Consider the following 26,841-nt stretch of genomic DNA (forward strand, 5'->3'; position numbering starts at 1 on the left):
CCTAGAGAAGGGCTTGCAGTTCAACCAACCGCCCCGCCAACGCCTTGGCCTGGCTCGCCACATCAGTCACAGCAGTACTTTCCCACCACATCCCCCGCAGTGGCGGGCCCATGGCGAACAGCCGGTTGGCAGGCTCGCCCCGGGCATCCAACACCGCACCGTCAGCACGTGCGGCGATGCCCAGGGCCAGCGGCCCGGGCTGGATCAGCCCTCGGGCCAACAGCTGTTTCGGCAACGGGCGCGCAACTCGGCGCCAGTCATATTCGATGCCGCTGGAGTTGATCAGCGCCGCTCCCTGCACCACCGTCAGCCCGGTCTCGCCCCGGCGGCGGATGGTAATACCCAGCGAGCCCCCGGCAGAGGACGCCAGCCCCTTGAACGACGCTGCCTGGATCCGCAACCGCCCTTCTTCGTGCAGACGCGCCACCAGTTCGGCGCTCAGCGGGGGCGAACGATGGTGATGGCTCTCCCACCATGGCCGTACATGGCGGACGAACTGCCGGCGTTGCACATCGCTGGCCTGGTTCCACAAGCGCCCGATGTGCGCGCGCACCGTGTCCAACGGAGCCTGCCAATCGACGCCTTGGGCCTGGGCCTGACGGCATTGCTCGCGCAGGGCCCGCATCAACTGGCGTGGCGACCGCAGGCTGTGATCGTCGGCGAGAAAATCCACCCAGGCAGGTGGTTGGCGGCGCACATGGGGCAACAAACCATGGCGGGAAAACACTTCGATCGGCCCACGGTGCCCGGCCTGCTCCAGGGACACGACGGCATCGACCATCGTCAGTCCCGAGCCGATGATCAGCACCGTGGACTGCGGATCGAGCTGGCGCATCGCAGCCACATCCCAAGGGTCCAGGGCCGCGGCATTCAAGCCGCTGGATTCGGTTTGCGGGGTGCGCGCCGCCGGGAACATGCCGGTGGCCAGTACCGCGAAACGGCCGCGCAAGACCTGGCCGTCATCCAGCGTCAGCATTACGGCATCGTCAGCAACCCGCAGGTCCACGGCCTCCCCGCGCACGTGCTCGGCGGTCGAACCGTTTTGCGCGCCTATCTCGCGAGCCTCGGCCAGCCGTTGTTGCACATAGAGGCCAAACATTCCCCGGGGCGGGAACAACTCGCTGATCGGCACGTGCTGCTGATCCGACTCGGGCCAGCCGCCGGCTTCGATGAACGCGGTGAGCCATTGAGTCAGGTCATCGGCGTTGTCCGGGTCGACGCTCATCCGCGCGGCGTTGCCGTTCAAGGTGTGCCCCAGCTCCACGGCACTGTAGGCCTCGCCCCGGCCCAGTTCACTGCGCGGTTCGACGATCAGCACCTCACGCCGGCCCGGCAGGCGCAGCAGCTGCGCGGCCAGCATGGCACCGCTCAGACCGCCGCCGATGATCAGGATATCGGCCTCCCGGGTGATGCCCTGCTCATGTCGCTCCAGCGCTGTGTCCATACCGCTCTCCAGGAATCAAATCACTACGTTGCGTACGAATCTCGCCGCCACCGGGCCATCGTTGCGATAGGCATGGGGCTGGTTGCTGGCGAACATGAAGAACTCACCGGCGCCAATCCGGCGCTCCTCGCTGCCCAACAGCAGGGTCAGGCAGCCCTCGAAGACATAGAGCTGCTCGCTCCAACCGTCGGCGTCGGGCTCTGAAGGGTAATGCTCGCCGGGCTCCAGGCGCCACTCCCAGAGTTCGACCTCACGGCTGGCGGTGGCCTTGGCGAGCAAAATGGCTTTGCTGCCGGCAATGGTCCCGGCCCAGGCCAGTTCGTTGATGCGGCTCGGGTCGCGGGCGTCGGGGGCCTGGATCAAGTCGCTGAAGGCCACGTCGAGGGCTTCGGCGACCCGGTCCAGAGTGGTCAGGCTGACATTCTTTTCGCCCGCCTCGATGGCGACCAGCATCCGCCGGCTGACCCCCGACAGCTCGGCCAGCGCCGTCTGGCTGAGCTCGGCGGCATGCCGCAGACGACGGACGTTCTGGCTGACGTGTTGCAGGACGGACGCCCGCTGGCCGGATTCTTTGTGCACTATATTGCTCACATGGCTGGGTTGCGCATTATACTGCCCAACTTCGGGCGCATTGTGCGTCCGCCTCAAGTGGCGCGCAAGGTCATGGCATCGGTGAACTCCCCGCAAGTTTCTTCCCGTTTCTCAAGGTTCAGCAAGGCCGAATGCGTGCTGGTGCTGATTACCATGATCTGGGGCGGGACGTTCCTCTTGGTGCAGCATGCCATGACGGTCAGCGGGCCGATGTTTTTCGTCGGCCTGCGCTTTGCCGCCGCGGCCGCGTTTGTCGCGCTGTTTTCCTGGCGGCATCTGCGGGACCTGACCTTCTTCGAACTCAAGGCCGGGTGCTTTATCGGTGTGGCGATCATGCTCGGCTACGGCCTGCAGACCGTCGGCCTGCAAACCATCCCCAGCAGCCAATCGGCGTTCATCACCGCGCTCTACGTGCCGTTCGTGCCCTTGCTGCAATGGCTGGTGTTGGGCCGTCGACCGGGCTTGATGCCGAGCATCGGCATCATGCTGGCGTTTACCGGGCTGATGCTGGTGTCGGGGCCGGCCGGGGCCTCGCTGAACTTCAGCCCCGGTGAAATCGCCACGTTGATCAGCGCCATCGCGATTGCCGCCGAAATCATCCTGATCAGCGCCTATGCCGGCCAGGTCGATGTGCGCCGGGTGACCGTGGTGCAACTGGCAAGCACGGCGGTGCTGGCGTTCTTGATGGTGGTGCCAACCCAGGAAGCGATCCCGGATTTTTCCATGTTGCTGCTGGTCAGCGCCGTGGGCCTGGGCGCCGCCAGCGCAGCGATCCAGGTGGCGATGAACTGGGCACAGAAAAGCGTCTCGCCCACCCGCGCCACGCTGATCTATGCCGGTGAGCCAGTGTGGGCCGGCATCGCCGGGCGCCTGGCGGGCGAACGGCTGCCGGCGATCGCGTTGTTCGGCGCGGCACTGATCGTGGCGGCGGTGATCGTCAGTGAGCTGAAGACCCGCGGCAAAGGTGTTGTCGAGGTGGATGAGGCGCTTGAGCGCGAGCAGTGAGGCCGGCCACCTGCAATGGTGATGGAACCTGTGGCGAGGGAGCTTGCTCCCGCTGGGGCGCGCAGCGGCCCTAAATCAGTTAACTCAATCTTCCTGGCACACCGAGTTGCCTGGTTTTTGGGGCTGCTGCGCAGCCCAGCGGGAGCAAGCTCCCTCGCCACGGGTGATGTGTATGGCGCAAAGTCAGAAAACTCCACCTACCTTGTAGGATTCTGCGACACCCTCACGGTTGGTGATCGGGAATACGCCACGTATGATCCCTCACAACCTCCCGCCGAATAGAAGCCTATGTCACTGATAGTTCTATTGCTTTTGCCCTTCATCGGCAGCTGTGTCGCGGCGCTGCTGCCGCATAACGCCCGTAACGCCGAATCACTGCTGGCCGGCCTCGTCGCCCTGGCCGGCACGGTTCAGGTGGCCTTGCTGTACCCGCAGATCGCCGACGGCGGCGTGATCCGTGAGCACTACACCTGGTTGCCCAGCCTGGGCCTGGATTTCGTATTACGCCTGGACGGCTTCGCCTGGCTGTTTTCGTTGCTGGTGCTGGGCATCGGCACGCTGGTGTCGCTGTACGCCCGCTACTACATGTCGCCGGATGATCCGGTGCCGCGTTTCTTCGCATTTTTCCTGGCGTTCATGGGCGCCATGCTCGGACTGGTGATCTCCGGCAACCTGATCCAGATGGTGTTTTTCTGGGAATTGACCAGCCTGTTCTCGTTCCTGCTGATCGGTTACTGGCACCACCGCGCCGACGCTCGACGCGGTGCCTACATGGCGTTGATGGTGACCGGCGCCGGCGGGCTTTGTCTATTGGCCGGGGTGATGCTGCTCGGCCATGTGGTGGGCAGCTATGAGCTGGACAAGGTCCTGGCCGCCGGCGACCTGATCCGTGCCCATGCCCTCTACCCCATCCTGTTGCCGCTGATCCTGATCGGCGCCTTGAGCAAAAGCGCCCAGTTTCCGTTCCACTTCTGGCTGCCCCATGCCATGGCGGCCCCCACGCCGGTGTCGGCGTATCTGCACTCGGCCACCATGGTCAAGGCCGGGGTGTTCCTGCTGGCGCGGTTATGGCCGTCGCTGTCGGGCAGCGAAGAGTGGTTCTACATCGTCGGCGGCGCGGGGGCCTGTACGTTGCTGCTGGGCGCCTACTGCGCGATGTTCCAGAACGACCTCAAGGGCCTGCTGGCCTACTCCACCATCAGCCACCTCGGGCTGATCACCCTGCTGCTGGGCCTGAACAGTCCACTGGCGGCCGTGGCGGCGGTGTTCCATATCCTCAACCACGCCACGTTCAAGGCCTCGCTGTTCATGGCCGCCGGGATCATCGACCACGAAAGCGGCACCCGGGACATTCGCAAGCTCAGCGGCCTGGTGCGGCTGATTCCGTTCACCGCGACCTTGGCCATGGTCGCCAGCGCGGCGATGGCCGGGGTGCCGTTGCTCAACGGTTTCCTGTCCAAGGAAATGTTTTTCGCCGAGACCGTGTTCATTTCCGCCACGGCCTGGGTCGAACTGGCGCTGCCGATCATCGCCACCATCGCCGGGACCTTCAGCGTCGCCTACTCCCTGCGGTTCACCGTGGATGTGTTCTTCGGCCCCATCGCCACCGACCTGCCCCATACCCCCCACGAACCACCGCGCTGGATGCGCGCGCCAGTGGAGTTGCTGGTGTTCACCTGCCTGTTGGTGGGGATCTTTCCGGCCCAGGTGGTCGGCTCGTTGCTCGCGGCCGCCGCGTTGCCGGTGGTGGGCGGGACTCTGCCTGAATACAGCCTGGCGATCTGGCACGGCCTGAACGCACCGATGATCATGAGCCTGGTGGCCATGTCCGGCGGCATCGTCCTGTACCTGCTGCTGCGCAAACAGCTCCGGCAAGGGCACATCAAGCACCCGCCGTTCATTGGCCGGCTCAGCGGCAAGCGCTTGTTCGAGCGCTGCCTGGTACTGATGATGCGCCAGGGCCGGCGGTTGGAGCGCAAGATCAGTACCCGGCGCCTGCAAGCCCAACTTTTTTTCCTGGTGCTGGCGGCGGTATTGGCCGGGCTGATCCCGATGCTGCACAGCACGCTGGTCTGGGGCGACCGGCCGAAGATCCCCGGTTCCATCGTCTTCGTCACCCTGTGGCTGCTGGCGATCGCCTGTGCCCTGGGCGCGGCCTGGCAGGCCAAGTACCACCGGCTCGCGGCCCTGACCATGGTCAGCGTCTGCGGCCTGATGACCTGCGTGACCTTCGTCTGGTTCTCCGCCCCCGACCTGGCCTTGACGCAACTGGTGGTGGAAGTGGTTACCACCGTGCTGATCCTGCTGGGCCTGCGCTGGCTGCCACGGCGGATCGAGGACGTCTCGCCGCTGCCCAACAGCGAGCGGCGCGCGCGTATCCGGCGCCTGCGGGACTTGCTGCTGTCCATCGCCGTCGGCGGCGGCATGGCGCTGTTGTCCTATGCGATGCTCACGCGCCAGACGCCTAACGACATCTCTTCGTTCTACTTGAGCCGTGCCCTGCCCGAAGGTGGCGGCAGCAATGTGGTGAACGTGATGCTGGTGGACTTCCGGGGCTTCGACACCCTCGGGGAAATCACCGTGCTGGTGGCTGTGGCCCTGGCGGTGTTCGCCCTGCTGCGGCGTTTCCGCCCACCGAAGGAAAGCATGCAGTTGCCAGCACAACAGCGCCTGCTGGCGCCGGACGTGGTCACCGACCTGGTCAACCCGCGCCATGCCAGCGACACCGCATTGGGCTTCATGATGGTGCCGTCGGTGCTGGTGCGCCTGCTGCTGCCGGTTGCCCTGGTGGTGTCGTTCTACCTGTTCATGCGCGGCCACAATCAACCCGGTGGCGGCTTCGTGGCCGGGCTGGTGATGTCGGTGGCGTTCATCCTGCAATACATGGTGGCCGGCACCCAGTGGGTCGAGGCGCAAATGAGCCTGCGGCCGCTGCGCTGGATGGGCACCGGGCTGTTGTTCGCCACCGCCACGGGCCTGGGATCGATGGCCGTGGGTTATCCGTTCCTGACCACCCACACCTGGCATTTCGAATTACCGCTGCTGGGTGATCTCCATGTCGCCAGCGCGCTGTTCTTCGACATCGGCGTGTACGCCGTGGTGGTCGGTTCCACCCTGTTGATCCTCACCGCCCTGGCGCACCAGTCGGTACGGGCCCATAAGCCGGGCCTGCAAGCCAAACCCGTCGCCCCCGTCAAAGGAGCCACCGCCTGATGGAAGAAGTCATCGCAATCGCAATCGGCGTACTGGCCGCCTCCGGTGTCTGGCTGGTGTTGCGGCCACGGACCTTCCAAGTGGTCATGGGCCTGTGCCTGCTGTCCTACGGCGTCAACCTGTTCATCTTCAGCATGGGCAGCCTGTTCATCGGCAAGGAACCGATCATCAAGGACGGCGTGCCCCAGGACCTGCTGCACTACACCGACCCTCTGCCCCAGGCGCTGGTGCTGACGGCCATCGTGATCAGCTTCGCCATGACCGCGCTGTTCCTGGTGGTGCTGCTGGCGTCCCGGGGCCTGACCGGCACCGACCACGTGGACGGTCGGGAGCCCAAGGAATGATATTGACGCCTCATCTGATTGCCGCGCCCATCCTGCTGCCGCTGCTGACCGCCGCGTTGATGCTGATGCTGGGCGAGAAACACCGCCCGCTCAAGGCACGGATCAATCTGCTTTCCAGCCTGCTGGGCCTGGGCATCGCCGTGCTGTTGCTGTACTGGACCCAGGACCAGGCCCTGCCCGCGTCCATTGGTGTGTACCTGCCGGGTAACTGGCAGGCGCCGTTCGGCATTGTCCTGGTGGTCGATCGCCTGTCGGCGCTGATGCTGGTACTGACCGGTATTATCGGCGTCAGCGCCCTGCTCTTCGCCATGGCCCGTTGGGACCGCGCCGGAGCGAGTTTCCATGCGCTGTTCCAGATCCAGCTGATGGGCCTCTACGGCGCCTTCCTGACGGCGGATCTGTTCAACCTGTTCGTGTTCTTCGAAGTGCTGCTGGCGGCCTCCTACGGCTTGATGCTGCACGGGTCGGGCCGGGCGCGGGTGTCGTCGGGCCTGCACTACATTTCCATCAATCTGCTGGCCTCGTCGTTGTTCCTGATCGGCGCAGCGCTGATCTATGGCGTCACCGGCACGTTGAACATGGCCGACCTGGCCCTGAAAATCCCGCTGGTGCCGGAGGCCGACCGCGGCTTGCTGCACGCCGGCGCAGGCATCCTCGCGGTGGCGTTCCTGGCCAAGGCCGGCATGTGGCCGCTGAACTTCTGGCTGGTGCCGGCCTATAGCGCCGCCAGCGCACCGGTGGCGGCGCTGTTTGCGATCATGACCAAGGTCGGCGTCTACACGATCCTGCGCCTGTGGACGTTGTTGTTCTCCGGCCAGGCCGGCGCCTCGGCGTATTTCGGCGCCGACTGGCTGGTCTACGGCGGCATGGCGACCATCGTCTGCGCCGCCATTGCCATTCTCGCGGCCCAACGGCTGGAGCGCATGGCCAGCCTGAGCATCCTGGTCTCGGCCGGGATCCTGTTGTCGGCCATCGGCTTCGCCCAACCCAACCTGGTGGGCGCGGCGCTGTTTTACCTGGTCAGTTCGACCCTGGCACTGTGCGCGCTGTTCTTGCTGGCCGAGCTGATCGAACGTTCGCGCTCAGCCAATGAACTGTCCCTGGACGACGACTTCGACACGTTGCCGCGACCGCTGGAATCCTTGCAGCCGCCCAAGGGCATCAACCTCGATGACGAGCAGAAAGCCGTGGTCGGGCAGGTGATTCCCTGGACCATGGCCTTCCTTGGCTTGAGCTTTATCTTCTGTGCGCTGTTGATTATCGGCATGCCGCCGCTGTCGGGGTTCATCGGCAAGCTGAGCCTGCTCAGCGCCCTGCTCAATCCCCAGGGGCTCGGCGCCAGCGCCGGGGCACCGCTGTCGAATCAGGCGTGGGGCTTGTTGGCGTTGTTGATCCTGTCGGGGCTGGCCTCGCTGATTGCCTTTTCACGCCTGGGCATCCAACGTTTCTGGACGCCCCAGGAACGCCCGTCACCGTTGCTGCGGCCGTTCGAATGCCTGCCGATCATCGTGCTGCTGGGCCTGGGCATTGCCCTGACCTTCAAGGCCGAGCCGTTGCTGCGCTACACCCAAGCCGCCGCCGATACGCTGAACAATCCGGAACATTATGTGATGTCGGTACTCGCCACCCGCGCCGTGCCCAACCCCGAGACCCGCACCGCATTGCGGGAGGTGCAGCCATGAAGCGCCTGTTGCCCGCCCCGTGGCTGTCCCTGGCGCTGTGGTTGCTGTGGCTGGTGTTGAACGTGTCCGTCAGCGCCGGGCATCTGCTGCTGGGCGCAGCGCTGGGCTTCCTGGCGCCGTTGATGATGCGCCCGTTGCGCCCACGGCCCATCCGTATCCGCCGGCCGTGGGTGGTGTTGCGCTTGTTCCTGCTGGTGGGCCGTGATGTGCTGGTGTCCAACGTGGCGGTGGCCTGGGGGGTGCTGAACGCCGGACGCCGCCCGCCTCGCTCGCGGTTCATCAAAGTGCCGCTGGACCTGCACGACGCCAACGGCCTGGCAGCGTTGTCGATGATCACCACGGTGATCCCGGGGACAGTCTGGTCGGAACTGGCCCTGGACCGCAGCATCCTGCTGATGCATGTGTTCGACCTGGGGGACGAGGCATCATTCATCGCGCATTTCAAGGCCACCTACGAGCGCCCGCTGATGGAGATTTTCCAATGAGCCCCTTGCTGTCCAATGCGATCCTGTTGAGCCTGTTCCTGCTCTCCCTGGCGATGGTGTTGACCCTGTGGCGACTGTTCAAGGGACCTTCGGCGCAGGATCGGGTATTGGCCCTGGACTACCTGTACATCGTGGCGATGCTGATGATGCTGGTGCTGGGCATCCGTTATGCCAGTGACACCTATTTCGAGGCAGCGCTGCTGATCGCCCTGTTCGGCTTTGTCGGCTCGTTTGCCCTGGCCAAGTTCCTGTTGCGTGGCGAGGTGATCGAATGACCGGCGAGCTGTCGATGTGGGTGGAAATCCCGGTGGCAATCCTGCTGGTGCTCAGCAGCCTCTTCGCCCTGGCCGGAGCGATCGGCCTGGTGCGGCTGAAGGATTATTTCCAGCGCATGCACCCTCCGGCCCTGGCATCCACACTGGGCGCCTGGTGCGTGGCACTGGCTTCGATCGTGTATTTTTCGGTGCTCAAGTCCGGGCCGGTGTTGCATGCCTGGCTGATCCCGATCCTGCTGTCCATCACCGTCCCGGTGACCACCCTGCTCCTGGCCAGGGCAGCCTTGTTCCGCAAGCGCATGGCCGGGGATGATGTGCCGGCGGAAGTGAGCAGTCGCCGAAACGACTGACCGATATCTCCAGCCGGTACAGCTTTTGTGGCGAGGGAGCTTGCTCCCGCTGGGCTGCGCAGCAGCCCTGAGACCTGTCACCTCGGTGTGTCAGGCTGACTTGTGCTCAGCTTTTTGGGAGGGCTGCGCCCTCCAGCGGGAGCAAGCTCCCTCGCCACAGTTGCGTTCACCGTTAGAGGCTCAGGCCCAGGCCACCGTCAGCAACCCTGCCCCAAGCACCACGCACAACGGCGAGTAGACCCAGGTGTCGAGCCTGGCGAATGTCGAGTCCTTGACCTCCTTGAAGAAGCCCACCAGGTTCGACTCGCCAATGGCACGGGCGAACATCAGCAGAGCAATGGCACTGATCAGCCACTGCAACGCCCGATGAGTGACCGGCTGCGCCAGCAGGCCGACTCGCAGGCACACCAGCAGCGCAACCATCAGCAGCGCCAGGGCCACCAGCAAGGTCAGCCAGCCCGAGGGATCGAACGCCGGTCGCAGCGCCTCCCCCTGCTTCACCGGCACCTGAGGCACCACAGCCTTGGCCGCCCACCGCCCACCCAGGGCCCAATACATATGAATCAAGCTGATGGTCGCAAACACTGCGACCAGCGACCGAGCCAATAAAAGCGTCATTCGCCAGCCTCCTGAAAAAGGTTGAACAATCATCCTAGCTCGAATTTGGCATTTCGCTGGACGGGCGCAGGTTGCCAGTTTCCAGCGAATGACTCATTGCCCAGGATCAAGAGTTCAACCTGCCGGCACGCGCGCCGCCCTACAGACCGGCGGAGACCTTGTCGGCGACCTCCTTGGGCAACCAGGCCTGCCAGACCTGCGGATGCGCCTTGAGGAACGCCTCGGCAGCTTCTCGGGGGGGCGTGCGCTTCTCGCTCATGTCGGCCAGGGCCTTGTTCAACGGCTCGATGGGCAAATCGACCTTGCTGAAGAACTCGGCAATGTCCGGGTATTGCTTCTGGAACGGCGCGGACACGCCAATCGACAGTTTCGAGGCCAGTGAGCGGGTCGGCTTCGGATTGGGGTTATCGGCGTCGGTCAGGGTTTTCCAGGCCTCGGCATCGAACGGCGGCTCTTGCAACTGCACCAGCTTGAAGCGCCCGAGCAGTGGCGTGGGCGACCAGTAATAAAACAGGATCGGCTTGCCCCGGCGGATCGTCGAGCTGATTTCCGCATCCAGCGCCGCCCCCGAACCGCTGCGAAAATTCACGTAGCTGTCAGACAGGCCATACGCCTTGAGCTTCTGTTTGTTGACCACCTCGGAGGTCCAGCCAATGGGGCTGTTGAGGAAGCGACCCTTGTCGGGGCTCTCCGGGTCCTTGAAAACATGCTTGTAGTGCGCCAGGTCCTCGACGCTGCGCAGGTCCGGCGCCACGGGCTTGATGCCCTTGGACGGGTCGCCCTTGATGACGTATTCAGGGACCCACCAACCTTCCGTCGCGCCTTTGACCGTATCGCCCAGGGCGATCACCTTGCCTTCGGCCTCGGCCTTGACCCACACCGGGCTGCGGCCGGCCCATTCCTCGCCGATCACTTGGATGTCGTTATTGGCCAGGGCGGTTTCCAGGGTAATGGTGGTACCCGGCAATGTATCGGTCTGCAACCCGTAGCCTTTTTCGACGATGATCCGCAGGATATCGGTGATCAGGCTGCCACTTTCCCAGTTCAAGTCGGCAAAGTGGATCGGCGCTGTGGCGGCCGACGTCGGAAGGGGTGAAACCAACATCGCGAAGGTGGCCCAGGCAGCCAGCCACTGTCGAACTCGTTTCATGCTTTGCACCTCATGCCAGATACAGCAATAGCTGAACAGCCCTGCGTAACCGAACGCAAGCCCTGAATAGTTCAGTCAATTGACTGTAGCCGAGGTTCCAGCGAGATCTTGCGAAACGGTCAGCGGTTTGGGCGCACAGCCCCGGCAAGCCCGATGCCTACGCGCTTTTCACCGTCCCTGAAGCGGTCACTCGCTGGCCTTGAAGGTCACCAGCTCGCCCTTGCGCCACTTGGCGGCCTTGGCGGTGACCGCCTTCAGGGTCTTGGTCAAGCCTTCTTGCAATTGTTCGTTGGCCGCAAACACGGTCACCACGCTGTGGCCTTCCTTGAACAAAATTGCCTGACCACCGGGGGTCGTGACGAAAGCGTAATCGCCAAGGCCATAGACCGTCAGCTTGATTTCGCGAAAGCGGATTTCAAACTTGCCACCTTCGCGGCTGGGCAATACCGCCGCGCGAAAATGATCACCGACCTTGAGTTCGAGCCTGGGCTTGTCATCGACCACCAGGGCCGACTCGGTGTCGATTTCGGCGACATAGATACCTTCGGCGGTCTGCTCGGTGATGTAGACGAAACGTGACTGGAAGAGTTTGACCAGTTTTGCCCGCAGGTCACCAAGTACGAATAACGCATGCATGTCGAGATTACTTACTGCCAAGGAAACATCCCCATCATTTGAAAAAGGCCCGCCCTGCACAAAGGACGGACCACGAGAACCCGTACCGACTGTAGTGTCGTAATGGACCTGTAACTGAAGTTCGAAGTGAACGGAGCGCCCTGTCCCGGGCCGAGAGCAGACTAAAGGTTGCCGCTCTCGCCGTCTTTCCCGGGGGGTCGCCAGAGGCTGAAGGAAAAAGCCACTCTGAGCATCGGAAAAGATGGGACTACTAACTTTAGGGAAATTTCTCACTTAAAAAAGCATTTTTCTGACATCGAGCCCAAAAAAAATTGCTTTAGATAGGCGCAACCGTCCACACGACACTGCCGATTCTAGAGCAGCCGATGGCGTGGAGACTACTCGAAGTACCCGACAATTCGTCGGTAAACCATAGAAAAGGAATTCACATGGCCACTTTCACGACCCTTCCCCACCCCATTGCCCCTTGCATCGTTGATACAGATGACAGCGTTGAGGGGGGCGACTACCTGCCCATTTCGTTGATACAACCGCGTTATAGAGTCGTTTTGGCCGGCAAGTGTTTTTTTCACATTGAGGAAACATCGACCGGACGTGTAAGAGGTTTCCGAACCGACCATAACGAAGCCTGCTACCTGGCCAGGCGTCTCGAACGCAGCGCCTGAGCCTATATATGCCCGTCCATGACTTAACTCAGCCGCCGACGGGCAACTGCTGCCATACTGCCCGCCCAGCGAAGCCGTCGCCCATCGACGGATCGCGCACCCATAGCATGACTTCGAGGAGAAGGCGCGACGTGACGGAATTTGATATCGGCGAATTTTTTATCCGGGGCGAAGCCAGAGAAGTCGAAGGCGAGTTCCAGGCCGTCATCGTTATGCGCGCCAAGCCACCCTTGACCACCGTCAGTTGCCACCAAGTGGAGAAGGATCGCTGGTTCAAGACCGCGGAGATCGCTGCCGAGGCCGCCAGGGAAGCGGCCAAGGCGTTGAAGGCCGCCGTGGATGAAGGGGCCTTGAAAGCCTGAGCCCGATCGAACTCCTGATGAGCGCTTGCCTCAGATAAAGGGAAGCACCGAGGCGTCACGACGGCGCCCCACCCAAAGGAGACTCCCATGGAACAACCTTCCCACGAACTCAAGACCCTGTTCGACCAACTGGGCCTGCCCTCCGACGACAAGGCCATTGACGACTTCATCATCGCCCACCCACTGACCCCGGAGATCAAGCTGGTGGAGGCCGATTTCTGGTCGAACCAGCAGAAAGACCTGCTCCGGGAATGGCTGCTCGCCGACGGCGAAGAAGCGGTGCTGGTGGATCAACTGAACGTGCGCCTGCACGACGGCAAATAGAATGGACTGAATACACCATCGCTTTTGGGGCGAGGGAGCTTGCTCCCGCTGGGGTGCGAAGCAGCCCTGAGACCTGTCACCTTGGTGGGTCAGGTTGATGGGGTTCAGCCTTTTGGGGCTGCTGCGCAGCCCAGCGGGAGCAAGCTCCCTCGCCACAGGGTTGTGGCTGGCTGGAAAACTCAATCACCAGGGATTGTGGTGGGCTGAAAATCCCACCACCTGTAATCAGGCCTAGCGCGGCTTCTCGGGTTTGTAGCCCAGGCGCAAACCACCCCAGTGACGCCCCTTGAGCATGATCGGGACCGAGAGATCGTGCATCAACTCACCCGTGTCGCGGGTGTAGGTCTGGAGCAGCACCGGCTGCTGGTGGCTGCCGCAGCGGATCCCGGTGCGATCGGAGAATTTGCGCTTGGTGCGATTGTTCAGCGTGTCCACCTGGGGATCGCCGGTCAGCGGCTGGCTGAAGACCTTGTTATGGGTCGGCACGTAGCCCTGCTGGGTGCAGGCAATCGCAAACACCAGACCCTCATGCCGGGCAAGCAAAGGCTCTTGGATCGCCGGCAGTACCTGGTCGGTGTAGCGGTCGAAACGGGTCTGGAATTTGGCTGGCTGGGTATTGGGGATCGGCTGGTAGTTGCGGTCGAACAGGTCCTCCAGGCTGACACGGCCCTGCTCGATATCGGCTTCGAACTGCGCAGCGATCTGGCTCGCCCCTTCGCGCGCCAGGTCGTAGACCCGTTGGTGATAATCGTCGAGGCCCACCTCGGCCAGGCGTTCGCTGATGGTTTCGGCCTGGCCTTCCATTTGCACCGCCGCCTCGGCCAGGCGCTGGGTCTGCTGGTCACTGATGGACAGGTCGCTGCGCATCTGCTCGATGGCGTGGAACAGGCTATCGAGTTGTTCGCGATTGGTGTCGGTGCCTTCGGCGATGGCGCTGACCTGGGTTTCGACGCCGGCGGCGAGCCGGGCGATGTTTTCCAGATGCTGGCCGGTGTGCTCGACCTGCTGCACACCAATGTCCAGGTCAGCGGCCAGTTGACGGATCTGCTCCACCACCTGGGCGGTGCGCTGCTGGATATCGGCCACCATCACCCCGACCTCGCCGGTCGCCGCAGCCGTGCGCCCGGCCAGGCCACGGACTTCATCGGCCACCACCGCGAACCCACGGCCATGCTCACCGGCCCGTGCCGCCTCGATGGCCGCGTTCAGCGCCAGCAGGTTGGTCTGGCTGGCGATCGATTGGATCACCAGGCTGACCCGCTGGATTTCATCGCTGCGCACGCTCAAGGCCTCGATCAACTCGCGGCTGTCGTTTGCGCGCTGGCTGAGCTGGTGCATGCGGCTGATGGATTCCACCAGCTCGCTGCGCCCGGCCACACTGCTGCGATGAGCCTCGCTGGCGGCGCCCAGGGCTTGCTGGCTGAGTTGCGAAGTGGCTTGCTCGGTGGCGATCATCGATTCGGCATTGCTGACGATCTGCGCCGCCGCGTCGAGTTGGGACTGGACCTTGCCGGCCAGTTGCTTGACCGAATAGGCGACACCGGCCGCTGACAGCGCGTTATGGCTGGTGGTGTAGGACAGGTCGCGGGTCAGCTCGGCCAATGTGTCGGTCGCGGGTACGGGCGCCGCCGTCACGCGCGAACGCAGGCGCGGCAACCAGACGATGAGCATGACCAGCGGCAGGCCCAGGTACAGCGACCAGCCGCCCAGGGCCATGCCGCACAACAGCAATGCCAGGGCGAGACTCTGCAAGGTCGGCGTCAGCCAGCGCGCCGTGCTTTTTGTCTCAGGTACCGAGGCCGGCACCGCACCCGTCAGCGTTCCGTCTGTCGCCATGTTCGTCACCCACATTCTCGTTGTTATGAGCGCATTAAACGCCACTACAGAGCCATTATCCATGGTCCATTAGTCGCGTTCTTGCAGCAGATCAACGGGAGTAGACGAACGAGCACGGGCGAAAGCAAAAGATCGCGGCCTTCGTCAAAAGGTCGCGATCTTTTGTTGGAAAACGCGAATCAGGCCTGACGCTGGTGCTTGTCGATCTGTTCGTGACGTTCCTGGGCTTCGATGCAGTACTTGGTGGTCGGGCTGATCAGCAGGCGTTTGAGGCCAATAGCCTCGCCACTGTCGTCGCACCAGCCGAAGCTGTCGTCGTTGATGCGGTCCAGGGCTTGCTCCAACTGAGGCAGCATGCGCTGGTCGCGATCGATGGCATTGACCAGCCAGGTACGCTCTTCTTCTACGGAAGCAGCGTCCGCCGGGTCAGCCGGGGTGTCCAGGCTCTCAATGGCGATTCGGTTCTGTTCGATGCGCTCGTGGGTTTCGACTTTCATGTTCTGCAACAGCTTGGTGAAGAAAGCCAGCTGCTCGGCATTCATGTAGTCATCCGCCGGCATGGCCAGCAACTTTTCCTTTGTCATTGATATCTCTATAAAAAAACGTGCATTAAGGCGAATTATGGAGCGTCCCGCACTAGGCTTTGTACGATAAGTGCCTGCGCGACGATCAGGCTGCGTTGAAAACAGGCTCGGAATGCTCATTGACAACCAGTCAACTGCGCTTCCTCGCCTGTTTTCGCCTTGCCTGATCGCCGCTCGGCGACTTCTCGTACAAACCCTAAGCTGCCACGCTCATCAGGAAGGCGCCGTCTATTCCAAGCGCCACCCGGCACTCAATTTACGAGGGGCGGCAGTCTAAGGCCGAGTCGAGGCCTCAGCAACTGAAAACATAGGGAAAATGTCCGACAACCCCTTCAAATGTTCTCTGACAGGCTTTTGGCAGTCATCGGAGTGCGTTTATAACAAGAAATTCGGTGCAATAGCTGTATTAAGAAGACAAATGGCAACGCCACGCGGGTCAGGCGTGGCGCTTTGTCGCAACTTCCCGGGTATCAGCGCTTGAGTTTGCGCTTGTTGCGGTACTGGTCGATGACCACCGCCACCACGATAATCAAGCCCTTGATGATGTCCTGGATGTAGGCATCGACACCGACGAAGGTGAAACCGCTGGCCATCACCCCAAGGATCAGCGCGCCGATCACGGTGCCGGTAATGCGCCCCACCCCGCCTGCCAGGCTGGTGCCGCCGATCACGGCTGCGGCAATCGCGTCCAGTTCATAGGACATGCCCATGCCGGCCTGCCCGGTCGCCGCCCGCGCCGAGGCCACCACGCCGGCCAACCCCGCCAGCAACCCGGCGATGCTGTAGACGATCACCAGGTGGCGCTTGACGTTGATGCCCGAGGTACGCGCCGCCTGCATGTTGCCGCCGATGGCGTAGGTGTACTTGCCATACTTGGTGTAGCGCAGGGCGATGTGGAAGATCACTGCTACCACCAGGAAGATGATCACCGGCATCGCGCCATGCCCAATGGCGGTATAGGAATCGGACAGCATGCTCACCGGTTGGCCTTCGGTGTAGTAGCGCGCCAGGCCACGGGCCGAGACCATCATGCCGAGGGTGGCAATGAACGGTGGAATACCGGTGATGGCGATGATGCTGCCGTTGATCGCCCCGGCCAGCAGCCCTACCCCGAGCCCCGCCACCACCGGTATCCACACCGGCAAGTCCGTCAAGGAGGGAAACACCGCCCGGGCGAAGTCCGAGGTCTGGGCCAGGCTGGCGGCAATCATCGCCGACAGCGCCAGCACCGAGCCGGACGACAAATCGATGCCTGTGGTGATGATCACCTGGGTCACGCCGATGGCCAGCAGGCCGATGATCGACACTTGCAGGATCATCAGCACCAGGCGCTGGGAGTTCATCAGGAAACTCTGGTCGCGCATGATCCAGCCGAACATTTCGAACACCAGGCCGATGCCGATCAGCACCAGGAAGATACTCAGTTCCGTCGGCAGCCGCCGCCGCGTCCTGGCCGGTGCCGCCGCGGGTTTGTTTTCCAGTATCGCGTTCATAGCCATTCACCTTTTTTCTCTGTGGCGAGGGAGCTTGCTCCCGCTGGGTTGCGTAGCAGCCCCAAAACAGGGACGCTTCGCGCCCCAGCGGGAGCAAGCTCCCTCGCCACGGGATTATTGCTCGACGTTATTGATCCGAACGACGAGCATCAGGACAAGCCCGAAGCCAGTTGCATCACTCGTTCCTGGGTCGCTTCGCTGCGGTCGAGGGTGCCCATCAGGTCACCTTCATGCATCACCATGACCCGGTCGCTCATGCCCAATACCTCCGGCAGTTCCGAGGAGATCATGATCACCGCCATGCCTTCGCTGGCAAGGAAGGCAATCAGCCGATAGATCTCGGCCTTGGCGCCGACGTCGATGCCGCGGGTCGGTTCGTCGAGGATCAGGATCCGCGGGTTGGTCATCAGCCAGCGGGCCAGCAGCGCTTTCTGCTGGTTGCCGCCGGACAAGGTGTCGATGCACTGTTCCAGCGACGGGGTCTTGACCCGTAGCTTCTTGCACATGTCCTCACACAAGGCGCGCAAGGCTTTCTGCTGGATGAAGCCGTTGCCCACGTAATGGGGCAGCACGGCCATCTCCATGTTCTCCAGCACCGACAGGCACGGGAACAGGCCACTGAGCTTGCGGTCCTCGGTCAACAGCGCGAAGCCTTTCTCGATGGCCATGTGCGGGTCGCTGATGCGCACCGGTTGGCCGTCCAGCAGGATTTCGCCGCCGGTACTCGGGGTCACGCCGAAAATCGCCTCGGCCACGTTGGTCCGGCCCGAGCCCATCAACCCGGCGATGCCCAGGATCTCCCCGGCATGCAGGTCGAAGGACACGCCTTTGAAGATGCCGTCCAGGCTCAGGTCGCGCACCGACAGCACCAAATCGCCGATGGGTTGCTCGCGCACCGGGAACAACTGGCTCAGTTCGCGCCCGACCATCATCGAAATCAGGCTGTCGCCGTCCATGCTGTCGGCCCGTTGCAGGCCGATGTAGGCGCCGTCGCGAAACACCGCCACTTCATCAGCGATGGCGAACACTTCGTTCATCTTGTGGGTGATGTAGATGATGCCTTTCCCCTGGGACTTGAGGTCGGCAATGATCGAGAATAGGTGGGCGACTTCGGTCTCGGTAATGGCCGAGGTCGGCTCGTCCATGATCAGGATGTCGGAGTCATAGGACACGGCCTTGGCGATTTCGACCATCTGCCGCTCGGCGATGCTCAGGTTGCCCACTTGCTCCTCGGGGTCGAGGTTGATGCGCAGGCGCTCCAACAGCCGGGCAGTGCAGCGATGCATTTCGCCATGGTCGACCATGTGCAGGCCGTTGAGCTGCTCGCGGCCGATCCAGATGTTCTCGGCGATGCTCATGTGGGGCATCAGGTTCAGTTCCTGATGGATCATCGCGATGCCGGCCTGCAGGGCCGCCAGGGGTGTGTCGAATTTTACCGGTTTGCCGCGCAAGCGCAGTTCGCCGGCGTCCGGCTGGTAGATACCGGCGACAATCTTCATCAAGGTGGATTTACCCGCACCGTTCTCGCCCATCAGGGCCAACACGGAACCGGGGCGTACCCGCAATTGAACATCGGACAGGGCCACCACGCCGGGAAAGCCCTTGCTGACATTGACGACTTCCAGCAGGTACGGCTCATCAAGTAATACGTCCGGCGGGAAAGCCATCGCCGGGGCGCTCGAAGCAGTCGCTGAAGCGAACATGATCAGGTACTCCCTCGGCAAGGTCGGCGTTGCAACCTTGCCTGCTTATTGTTGTTGTGATGGTGGAACGTCACTTGAACTGGTCGACGTTTTCCGGCGTGATCAGGCGATACGGCACCCACACGGCCTGCTCCACCGGCTGTTTCTTGACCATTTTCACCGCGGTGTCGATCGAGCCGTCGGCCTGGCCCTTGGCGTCCTGGAACACCGAGACCGCCATGTCGCCTTTCTTGATGGCGTTCAAGCCGTCCGGCGTGCCATCGACCCCGGCAATCAACACGCTACCCTTCTTGGTGCCCGCCTGTTTGAGGGCCATGGCAGCGCCGATGGCCATCTCGTCGTTGTTGGACACCACGGCCTGGAAGTCGCGGCCCTGGGTCAGCCAATCGTTGACCAGGGTCATGCCCTTGTCACGGGACCAGATACCGGTCTGTTCCTGTTCGATCTTGATGTTCGGGTACTTGGCCAGCACGTCCTTGACGCCCTTGGTGCGGTTGGTGGTGGAGTTATTGGCGAGGTCGCCCAGCAGGATCACGATGTCGCCCTTGCCGCCCATCTTGTCGGCCAGGTATTGCATCTGCATGCGGCCGGCTTCCAGGTCATCGGAGGCCACGGTGACCACGCCTTCTGGCAACTTCGGATCATCCGGACGGCGGTTGACGTACACCAGTGGGATACCGGCGGCCACGGCGGCCTTGGTGATGCGCTGGGTCGCGGCGGTGTCCACCGGGTTGACAATGAGCGCGTCGACCTTCTGGCTGATGAAGCTTTCCACCTGGCTCAGTTGCTTGACCACGTCACTGCGCGCGTCTTCGAACTGCAGGGTGACGCCGTCTGGCAGGGACTTGGCTTTCTTGTCCATGGATTCGCGCAGGTACGTCAACCAGGTGTCATCGAACTGGGACATGCTGACGCCGATCTTCAGGTCCGCCAGGGCAGCGCCGCTGGTGAGCATCAACGACAGGGCCAGCGAGGCGATACGGGTCTTGGTCTTCATGAACGGTCTTTCTCCACTTTTTTGTTGGTTTTATGGATAAGGCGTGACGGATCAGGAACGGGGCAAGCGCACGATGGGCGCGCCGGGCATGCAACACACCACGGCGCCCTTGCGCTGGATACACAGGGATTCGAACAGGGGAAGGACTGCAGACAGGCGCAGCAGATGTGGCAGGTGAAACGCAGAGCGGCTGAAGGTTTTCATCGACGGTACCTAGCTGTGTTTCTTGTTTTTGTTTCGTCTGTCATCCGTTCAAGGCTGGCTTGGCGGGGAGACAGACAGGATTGTCGGTAACCTGGAATCGACTTTATTGGAAAATATTTTCCATATCAACTCATTTTAGAATTTTATTCGTTTTTTATTCCATGACCGACAGGCGTGGACAACCGCACCACTTCGCCCTGCTCGGCACTCTGCCGGGCAGCGTCGAGGATACGTGTGGTCGCCAGTGCATCACGGGCCTCCACCGGCAGCGGGCCAGCACCCTGCAACGCGGTTTGCAGGTGTTGGTAGAATGCCAGCCAGCAGCCACGCTCCGAGGTCACCCGCTCGCGCTCGGTGCCGTGCTCGAACCAGCCCCAGCGCCGATGTTCTTCAGCCCCCCAGCGTTCACCCTCGGTCGCCGGGCTCAGGCCCGCCAGCGCCTGGGCTTCTTGCCCGTCCAGGCCGTCGACGGTATAGCAGCCCTGGGTACCGTTGACCCGAAAACGCGGGCGCGCTGCGTTTTGCACGCAATTGCCGCTCAAGTGGGAAATCACGCCGCTGGCATGGGTCAAGGACATGAAGAAGCCGTTGTCGAACACCTGGTCGGGCTGGCGGTAGTCCAGCTCGGCGTAGACCCGCCCCACCGGCCCGAACAGTTGCAGCGCCTGGTCCACCAGATGGCTGCCGAGGTCGCGCAGGAACCCGCCCCCGCTGCCTTTGCCGACCGAGGTCGGCGAATAGCGCTCGACGCTGGATTCAAAACGAATGACCTGCCCCAGGGCGCCGGACGCCAGCAGCTTGCGCAGGGTCAGGAAATCCGAATCCCAGCGACGGTTCTGGTACACGCTCAACGGCACGTTGTGTTGTTCGGCGGCCATCACCATCGCTTCGGCCTGTGCTGCATCCCAGGCAAAAGGCTTGTCGCTGACCACCGCCACGCCGAGGTTGATGGCTTGCATCACCACCTCCGGGCGACCGTCCAGCGGCGTGGACACCACCACCGCATCGACGCCCGCTGCGACCAGTTGTTCGAGGGAGTCAAAGGCTTGAACGTGCGGATAATCAATCGCCAGTTGCTGGCGCCGTTCGGCGGACCGGGTCACCACGCCGACGAACGTAGCCCCGGGCAGACTGCTGATCAGCGGCGCATGAAAAAACCGCCCGCCCTTGCCGTAGCCGACTAGTCCGATTCGCATGAAAGCTCCTTGAAAGTCATTGGATAAACGTCCCCTTGTGGGAGCGAGCTTGCTCGCGATGGCGTCGGATCAGCCTGGATTATGTTGACTGACCCACCGCTATCGCGAGCAAGCTCGCTCCCACAATTTGACTGCATACCCACAGGGGAATGTGGTTAGCCGTAGAAACGCGGCCGCTCAGGCAGTTCGACCTTGACGATCTGCCCACTCTGCTGCGCTGCCACACAGGCATCCGCCGCCACCGCTGCGGCGAAGCCGTCCCAGGCCGACGGCCCGCCCACCTGCCCGGCGCGCACGCTGTCGATGAAGGCCTGCAATTCGACGTCGTAGGCCGCGATGAAACGGTCCTTCCAGTCCATCAGGATCGCATTGGACAACTTGGCGCCACTGCGCAATTGCACCTGGGACGGTTCCGGGAGCTTGGCGATGCCGGTCTCCCCCACCACTTCGCATTGGATGTCGTAGCCGTACTGGCAGTTGACGAACACCTCCACGTCGATGCGCGTGCCCCGGGCGGTTTCCAGCAGGACGATCTGCGGGTCGCGCAAGTGGGCCAGGGCCTTGCTGGTCTTGCGCGGAAACACCACCTGCACCGACACATAGTCATCGGCCAGCAGCCAGCGCAACACATCCAGCTCATGGATCAAGGTGTCGGTGATCGCCATGTCGGTCTTGTAGTTTTCGCCTACGCTCGGGTTGCGGTGAGCGCAGTGCAGCATCAGCGGTTCGCCGATCTGGCCGCTGTCGATCACCGCCTTGAGCGCGCGATAGCCTTCATCGTAAGGGCGCATGAAGCCGACCTGCACCAGGCGCTTGCCGTGGGCGATTTCAGCCTCGACGATCTTGCGGCAACCTTCGGCCGTGACCGCCAGCGGCTTTTCACAGAACACCGGTTTGCCCGCCGCAATCGCCGCCAGCACGAATTCTTCGTGGCTCGGGCCCCAGGAGGTGACGAGGATCGCTTCCACGTCCGGCGCCTTGATCAATGCATGACCGTCGGGGTAGACCTCGGCGGTCAACTTCAGATCGGCAACGACCTTGGCCGCTTGTTGCAGGTTGATGTCGGTCACCGCCACCACCTGGCTGTTGAGCAAGGTCTGGCTGCAACGACGGATATGGTCCTGGCCGATGGCCCCGGTGCCGATGACGCCCAGCTTCAAAGACATGTAGAGAACTCCTTTCGTATTGTTGGGGCAATCAGTATTGACGGGCCTTGGCCAATCGTTCGTTGAGGGTCTTGGCGACGGCGTCGGTGCGGGCGCTGGTGGAGACTTGCGCCACGCCGACCCGCCACCACGACAGGTACTTGTGGATCATGGTCTTGGGCAGGACCTTGATGTCGATCAGCGTCGAGACGCTCTGGCGCCGCGCATCGACCAGGGCCGCGTGCAGTTCGTCGAGAGTCTTGACCTTGTAGGTCTTGCAACCGTAGGCCGCAGCGCTCATGGCGAAGTCCACCGGCACAAAACCGCCGTCGAGCTTGCCGGTGTCCGGGTTGCGGAAGCGGAACTCGGTGCCGAAGCTGTCCATGCCGTGTTCCATTTGCAGGTTGTTGATGCAACCGAAGGTCATGTTGTCCAGCAGCACCACATTGATCTTGCGGCGTTCCTGGATCGAGGTCGCCAGCTCCGAGTGCAGCATCATGTAGGAGCCGTCGCCCACCAGGGCGTAGACCTCTTTGTCGGGCTCGGCGAGTTTCACCCCCAATGCCGCATTCACCTCGTAGCCCATGCACGAATAACCGTACTCGACGTGATAGGTGTTCACGCCCTTGCTGCGCCAACTGCGCTGCAAATCGCCGGGCAGGCTACCGGCGGCGGCGACGATGATGGCGTCATCCGCCAGGGTTTGGTTGAGGGTGCCGAGCACGCGGCTCTGGGTCAGGCAGGAACCGGTGAGCTCGATGAATTCGCGAAACACCGCCGGGTCCATGTGGTCGTTGATTTCCGGGACAAAATCCTCGGTCTGGAAGTCCGCCTGATAGATCCGGTCCACTTCGGCGTCGAGCTGGGCCTTGGCGTCGGCGATCTGCCCGCCCCATTCGGCGCGATAGTCGCCCATTGCGGCAGACAGTGCCTCCAGCCCCGAACGGGCGTCGGCCAGCAGTTGCACGCCATCGAGCTTCAACGCATCGCACGGGCTGATGTTGAGATTGAGGAACTGCACATCCGGGTGCTGGAACAGCCATTTCGATGCCGTGGTGAAATCGCTGTAGCGGGTGCCAATGCCGATGATCAGATCGGCTTTCTTCGCCAGCAGGTTTGCCGCCAGGCAACCGGTTTCACCGACGCCACCGACGTTCAGCGGGTGGCTGGAGACCACCGCACTCTTACCGGCCTGGGTCTCGGCGAACGGAATGTCGAAGCGCTCGGCAAAGGCCTGCAACGCGGCGTTGGCGCCGGAGTAGCGCACGCCGCCGCCACAGATGATCAACGGCTGGCGCTTGCCCTTGAGCAGCGCCAGGGCATCGCCGAGCATCGCTTCAGTAGCCGGGCGACGGTCAATGCGATGGACACGTTTTTGCAGGAAGTAATCCGGGTAATCGTAGGCTTCGGCCTGTACGTCCTGGGGCAAGGCCAAGGTCACCGCGCCGGTTTCGGCCGGGTCGGTCAGCACCCGCATGGCATGGATCGCGGCGGTCATCAGTTGCTCGGGGCGGTTGATGCGATCCCAGTATTTGCTCACGGCCTTGAAGGCATCGTTGGTGCTGATGCTCAGGTCGTGGAACTGCTCGATCTGCTGCAGCACCGGGTCTGGCTGGCGACTGGCGTAGACATCACCGGGCAACAGCAGCAACGGAATGCGATTGGCTGTCGCGGTGGCCGCGGCGGTCAGCATGTTCGCCGCACCGGGGCCCACCGACGAGCTGCAGGCGTAGATCTTGCGCCGCAGATGCTGCTTGGCAAAACCGATGGCGGCATGGGCCATGCCTTGCTCGTTACGGCCCTGATGGACCACCAGGTCGCCGCTGTCCTGCTCCAGCGCCTGGCCCAGGCCCAGCACGTTGCCGTGACCGAAAATGGTAAAGACCCCGGCGACGAACTTGCTCTGGACGCCATCGACTTCGATGTACTGGTTATCGAGGAATTTCACCAGGGCCTGGGCCATGGTCAGTCGTGTTGTGGTCATGCTTGCACCTTGTCTGGAATGCAAATTTGGCGGTTTGCTCAATCCCCTGTGGGAGCGGGCTTGCTCGCGAAAGCGGTGTGTCAGGCAGCTCAGATGTTGAGTGTGCCGCCGCCATCGCGAGCAAGCTCGCTCCCACAGGGCTTCGCCATCGTTCAGGGAATCGGGTCAGGCCTGGGAGCTTTGCAGGTGGTTCATGCTCGCCCCCAACGCCTGGCGGATATCGGCCAGGTCATGAACGCTCTCGGCGAATGGTTCGAAGGACAGGTAGCCCTCGTAGCCACCGGCCCGCAGCGCCTCGATCTGCGCAGCATTACCAAGGATGTCGGCCGCGCCCACCAGCACCCGGTGGCCGTCACGGATCGTCGCCAGCGGCGCCTGGGCATCCTCGACACCGGAGATATGCACCAGCCCGGTCAGCTCGGGGAAGAACTCCTGCTCACCGGCCAAATGATGGTGAAAGGTGTCATGCACCAGGCGGAACACATCCAGCCCACCAATGCTCTTGATCGCTTCCACCGCCGTGCGCTTGCGGCGCAGCGAGCACTCTTCGAAACCCAGGGGCTCGATGAACCCGTAGATGCCAAAGGCGCGCAGGATCGGCGCCAGTTCACTGAGGGCCGTACGCAGCCCCGCCGCGCGTTCAGCCTCGCTGCGCGGGTCGGCGCGGTCGTTGAGCGGGCACATCACCAGGCCCTCGGCACCGCATTCGCGAGCGTAATCGGCCAACCGCACGGCCTGGGCGCGGCGCTCTTCGTTCCACACGTCAAAGGGGTACAGGGCGTTGATCGACAGCACCTTGATGCCGCGCGTCTCGCACAACTCGCGCACCCGGGCCGGCGGCATGCCGTCTTCGATCTCGACACCCTTCAGATCGTTGCGGATCTCGATGGCGTCGGTTTTCAACGCCAGGGCCAGGTCGATGAAAGCGGGCAGTGACAGGCGTGGCGCAACCATTCGGTTCAAGGCAAAACGCAGGGGCTTGTTCATTGTTGTTCTCCCTCCGGCAGTCATTCAAAAACGCGTTATTGAGCAGTCGGCATGCTGAATTCAGGACCCTTGGCAATGCTGTCGGGCCAGCGTTGCATCACGCTTTTGTAGCGGCTGTAGAAACGCAGGCCTTCTTCACCGTAGGCATGGTGATCGCCGAACAGCGAACGCTTCCAACCACCAAAGGAGTGCCAGGCCATGGGCACCGGAATCGGCACATTGATGCCCACCATGCCGACCTTGATGCTGCGGGCGAACGCCCGGGCAATGCCGCCGTCACGGGTGAAGCACGACACGCCGTTGCCGAACTCATGGGCATTGATCAGCGCCACCGCCGTGGCGAAGTCCGGTACACGGACGATCCCCAGCACCGGGCCGAAAATTTCCTGCTGGTAGATGCTCATCTCGGCGGTGACCTGGTCGAACAGCGTCGCGCCGACAAAGAACCCCTGCTCGGCCCCGGGCACCTTGAAACCACGGCCATCGACGATCAGCCGAGCGCCCTCGGCCACGCCGGCGTCGATGAAGCCTTCGACCTTGGCCTTGTGTTCGGCGGTGACCAGCGGCCCCATGTCGGTGCCGGGCTGCTGGCCGTTACCGATCTTCAGTTGGTCGATGCGCGGCAACAGCTTGGCAATCAATTCATCGCCCACGTCGCCCACTGCCACGGCAATGGAAATCGCCATGCAGCGCTCACCGGCCGAACCGTAGGCGGCACCGATCAACGCATCCGCCGCCTGGTCGAGGTCGGCATCGGGCATGACGATCATGTGGTTCTTGGCCCCGCCCAGGGCCTGCACGCGCTTGCCGTGCGCCGTGCCCTGCTGGTGGATGTACTCGGCGATGGGTGTGGAGCCGACAAAGGAAATCGCTTCGATGTCCGGGTGCTGCAACAGCGCATCCACCGCCACCTTGTCGCCCTGGACCACGTTGAACACACCGTCCGGCAAACCGGCTTCCGTCAGCAAACGGGCCATCAGCAGGCTGGCGGAGGGATCGCGCTCCGAAGGCTTGAGGATGAAGCAGTTGCCGGCGACCAGCGCCAGGGGAATCATCCACAACGGCACCATCACCGGGAAGTTGAACGGCGTGACCCCGGCGCAAACGCCCAGGGGTTGGCGCAGGTTCCAGTTGTCGATGCCGCCGCCGATGTTGTCGCTGAAATCGGTCTTGAGCAGGTTCGGCGCACCGCAGGCGTACTCGACGATCTCGATGCCGCGGGTGACTTCGCCGTGGGCATCGGACAGCACCTTGCCGTGTTCACGGCTGATGATCTGCGCCAGTTCGTCGTGATGACGGTCCAGCAGTTCCTTGAACTTGAACATCACCCGCGAACGACGCAATGACGACTGCTCGGACCAGGCCGGGAACGCCGCCAGTGCCGAGGCCACTGCCGCGTCGACGGTGCCCGGCTCGGCCAGGGCCACCCGGGCCTGCACCGCACCGGTGGCCGGGTTGAAGACATTGCTGAACCGCGTGCTGTCGCGGTCCTGCACGTGGCCGTTGAGGTAATGGCCTACTACCGGGGCGTCACTCATTGTTCTTGTTCTCCGTGCGAATGTTGGAAA

The 26,841-nt window shown here is 62.8% G+C and carries 26 protein-coding genes; 10 read left to right on the top strand and 16 right to left on the bottom strand.

What is annotated here, in order from left to right:
* Position 1 precedes the first annotated feature (1 nt).
* Together HU749_RS17885 and HU749_RS17890 are read right to left on the bottom strand one after the other, a co-directional pair.
* Positions 2–1,444, bottom strand: coding sequence for an FAD/NAD(P)-binding protein (locus tag HU749_RS17885; protein ID WP_095963214.1), 1,443 nt, complete (start codon positions 1,442–1,444; stop codon positions 2–4).
* Between the two features lie 15 nt (positions 1,445–1,459).
* Positions 1,460–2,023 carry a helix-turn-helix domain-containing protein gene (locus HU749_RS17890; RefSeq protein WP_079302325.1) on the bottom strand — a complete coding sequence of 188 codons (564 nt, stop codon included), beginning with the start codon at positions 2,021–2,023 and terminating at the stop codon, positions 1,460–1,462.
* 12 nt (positions 2,024–2,035) lie between these two features.
* Between HU749_RS17890 and HU749_RS17895 the strand changes: the two genes are divergently transcribed.
* The 7 genes from HU749_RS17895 (at position 2,036) to HU749_RS17925 (ending at position 9,389) form a co-directional block, all read left to right on the top strand.
* On the top strand, positions 2,036–3,040 hold the full coding sequence (locus HU749_RS17895; RefSeq protein ID WP_176167047.1) for a DMT family transporter: 1,005 nt from the start codon (positions 2,036–2,038) through the stop codon (positions 3,038–3,040).
* 288 nt (positions 3,041–3,328) lie between these two features.
* Positions 3,329–6,253 (top strand): monovalent cation/H+ antiporter subunit A, encoded by a 2,925-nt coding sequence (locus HU749_RS17900; protein WP_186652010.1) that lies wholly within the window; start codon positions 3,329–3,331, stop codon positions 6,251–6,253.
* Positions 6,253–6,597, top strand: coding sequence for a Na+/H+ antiporter subunit C (locus HU749_RS17905; RefSeq protein WP_003202835.1), 345 nt, complete (start codon positions 6,253–6,255; stop codon positions 6,595–6,597). Before HU749_RS17900 ends, HU749_RS17905 begins: the two co-directional genes overlap by 1 nt.
* On the top strand, positions 6,594–8,279 hold the full coding sequence (locus HU749_RS17910) for a monovalent cation/H+ antiporter subunit D (protein WP_186652008.1): 1,686 nt from the start codon (positions 6,594–6,596) through the stop codon (positions 8,277–8,279). The genes HU749_RS17905 and HU749_RS17910 overlap by 4 nt, the downstream gene beginning before the upstream one ends.
* On the top strand, positions 8,276–8,764 hold the full coding sequence (locus HU749_RS17915; RefSeq protein WP_079302329.1) for a Na+/H+ antiporter subunit E: 489 nt from the start codon (positions 8,276–8,278) through the stop codon (positions 8,762–8,764). Before HU749_RS17910 ends, HU749_RS17915 begins: the two co-directional genes overlap by 4 nt.
* Entirely contained in the window at positions 8,761–9,039 is a 279-nt protein-coding gene (locus HU749_RS17920; RefSeq protein ID WP_018612749.1) for a K+/H+ antiporter subunit F, read from the top strand. Before HU749_RS17915 ends, HU749_RS17920 begins: the two co-directional genes overlap by 4 nt.
* A complete protein-coding gene (locus tag HU749_RS17925) occupies positions 9,036–9,389 on the top strand; it encodes a Na+/H+ antiporter subunit G (protein WP_186652006.1) in 354 nt (117 codons plus the stop codon). Before HU749_RS17920 ends, HU749_RS17925 begins: the two co-directional genes overlap by 4 nt.
* Positions 9,390–9,569: 180 nt before the next feature.
* Here HU749_RS17925 and HU749_RS17930 read toward each other — a convergent pair whose 3' ends face one another.
* The 3 genes from HU749_RS17930 to HU749_RS17940 form a co-directional block, all read right to left on the bottom strand.
* Positions 9,570–10,007, bottom strand: a complete 438-nt coding sequence (locus HU749_RS17930) for a DUF3995 domain-containing protein (RefSeq protein WP_079302330.1) — start codon at positions 10,005–10,007, stop codon at positions 9,570–9,572.
* A gap of 139 nt (positions 10,008–10,146) precedes the next feature.
* Positions 10,147–11,157, bottom strand: coding sequence for an ABC transporter substrate-binding protein (locus tag HU749_RS17935; RefSeq protein ID WP_095963210.1), 1,011 nt, complete (start codon positions 11,155–11,157; stop codon positions 10,147–10,149).
* Between the two features lie 186 nt (positions 11,158–11,343).
* Positions 11,344–11,793: a hypothetical protein gene (locus HU749_RS17940; RefSeq protein WP_003202850.1), complete on the bottom strand. Its 450-nt coding sequence runs from the start codon at positions 11,791–11,793 to the stop codon at positions 11,344–11,346.
* A 428-nt stretch (positions 11,794–12,221) separates the two neighbouring features.
* Here HU749_RS17940 and HU749_RS29275 point away from each other — a divergent pair, with 428 nt between their 5' ends.
* From HU749_RS29275 to HU749_RS17950, 3 genes are all read left to right on the top strand, one after another.
* Complete coding sequence (locus tag HU749_RS29275; protein WP_095963209.1) at positions 12,222–12,458, top strand: hypothetical protein; 237 nt, start codon at positions 12,222–12,224, stop codon at positions 12,456–12,458.
* A 131-nt stretch (positions 12,459–12,589) separates the two neighbouring features.
* Positions 12,590–12,820 (top strand): hypothetical protein, encoded by a 231-nt coding sequence (locus HU749_RS17945; protein ID WP_003202853.1) that lies wholly within the window; start codon positions 12,590–12,592, stop codon positions 12,818–12,820.
* A gap of 87 nt (positions 12,821–12,907) precedes the next feature.
* Positions 12,908–13,144: a DUF2789 family protein gene (locus HU749_RS17950; protein WP_079302332.1), complete on the top strand. Its 237-nt coding sequence runs from the start codon at positions 12,908–12,910 to the stop codon at positions 13,142–13,144.
* Between the two features lie 231 nt (positions 13,145–13,375).
* Here the strand turns inward: HU749_RS17950 and HU749_RS17955 are convergent, their stop codons facing one another.
* The 11 genes from HU749_RS17955 to HU749_RS18005 form a co-directional block, all read right to left on the bottom strand.
* On the bottom strand, positions 13,376–15,043 hold the full coding sequence (locus tag HU749_RS17955; protein WP_437127819.1) for a methyl-accepting chemotaxis protein: 1,668 nt from the start codon (positions 15,041–15,043) through the stop codon (positions 13,376–13,378).
* 116 nt (positions 15,044–15,159) lie between these two features.
* Positions 15,160–15,564 carry a TraR/DksA family transcriptional regulator gene (locus HU749_RS17960; protein ID WP_003180518.1) on the bottom strand — a complete coding sequence of 135 codons (405 nt, stop codon included), beginning with the start codon at positions 15,562–15,564 and terminating at the stop codon, positions 15,160–15,162.
* Between the two features lie 470 nt (positions 15,565–16,034).
* A complete protein-coding gene (locus tag HU749_RS17965) occupies positions 16,035–17,057 on the bottom strand; it encodes an ABC transporter permease (RefSeq protein WP_014337878.1) in 1,023 nt (340 codons plus the stop codon).
* A 149-nt stretch (positions 17,058–17,206) separates the two neighbouring features.
* A complete protein-coding gene (locus HU749_RS17970; protein WP_186652002.1) occupies positions 17,207–18,760 on the bottom strand; it encodes a sugar ABC transporter ATP-binding protein in 1,554 nt (517 codons plus the stop codon).
* 70 nt (positions 18,761–18,830) lie between these two features.
* Positions 18,831–19,757 (bottom strand): sugar ABC transporter substrate-binding protein, encoded by a 927-nt coding sequence (locus HU749_RS17975; protein ID WP_079302334.1) that lies wholly within the window; start codon positions 19,755–19,757, stop codon positions 18,831–18,833.
* Positions 19,758–19,808: 51 nt separating this feature from the next.
* Positions 19,809–19,961: a hypothetical protein gene (locus tag HU749_RS17980; RefSeq protein WP_172436103.1), complete on the bottom strand. Its 153-nt coding sequence runs from the start codon at positions 19,959–19,961 to the stop codon at positions 19,809–19,811.
* Between the two features lie 143 nt (positions 19,962–20,104).
* Complete coding sequence (locus HU749_RS17985) at positions 20,105–21,157, bottom strand: Gfo/Idh/MocA family protein (protein WP_186652000.1); 1,053 nt, start codon at positions 21,155–21,157, stop codon at positions 20,105–20,107.
* A 155-nt stretch (positions 21,158–21,312) separates the two neighbouring features.
* Positions 21,313–22,323, bottom strand: coding sequence for a bifunctional inositol 2-dehydrogenase/D-chiro-inositol 1-dehydrogenase (gene iolG / locus HU749_RS17990; protein WP_186651998.1), 1,011 nt, complete (start codon positions 22,321–22,323; stop codon positions 21,313–21,315).
* A gap of 31 nt (positions 22,324–22,354) precedes the next feature.
* Entirely contained in the window at positions 22,355–24,286 is a 1,932-nt protein-coding gene (gene iolD, locus HU749_RS17995) for a 3D-(3,5/4)-trihydroxycyclohexane-1,2-dione acylhydrolase (decyclizing) (protein ID WP_079302336.1), read from the bottom strand.
* Positions 24,287–24,451: 165 nt separating this feature from the next.
* Complete coding sequence (locus tag HU749_RS18000) at positions 24,452–25,273, bottom strand: TIM barrel protein (protein WP_186651996.1); 822 nt, start codon at positions 25,271–25,273, stop codon at positions 24,452–24,454.
* A gap of 35 nt (positions 25,274–25,308) precedes the next feature.
* A complete protein-coding gene (locus tag HU749_RS18005; protein WP_013693593.1) occupies positions 25,309–26,811 on the bottom strand; it encodes a CoA-acylating methylmalonate-semialdehyde dehydrogenase in 1,503 nt (500 codons plus the stop codon).
* Positions 26,812–26,841: the final 30 nt, after the last annotated feature.

It is taken from the genome of Pseudomonas ogarae (genome assembly GCF_014268695.2).
GTDB classification, from domain to species: domain Bacteria; phylum Pseudomonadota; class Gammaproteobacteria; order Pseudomonadales; family Pseudomonadaceae; genus Aquipseudomonas; species Aquipseudomonas kilonensis.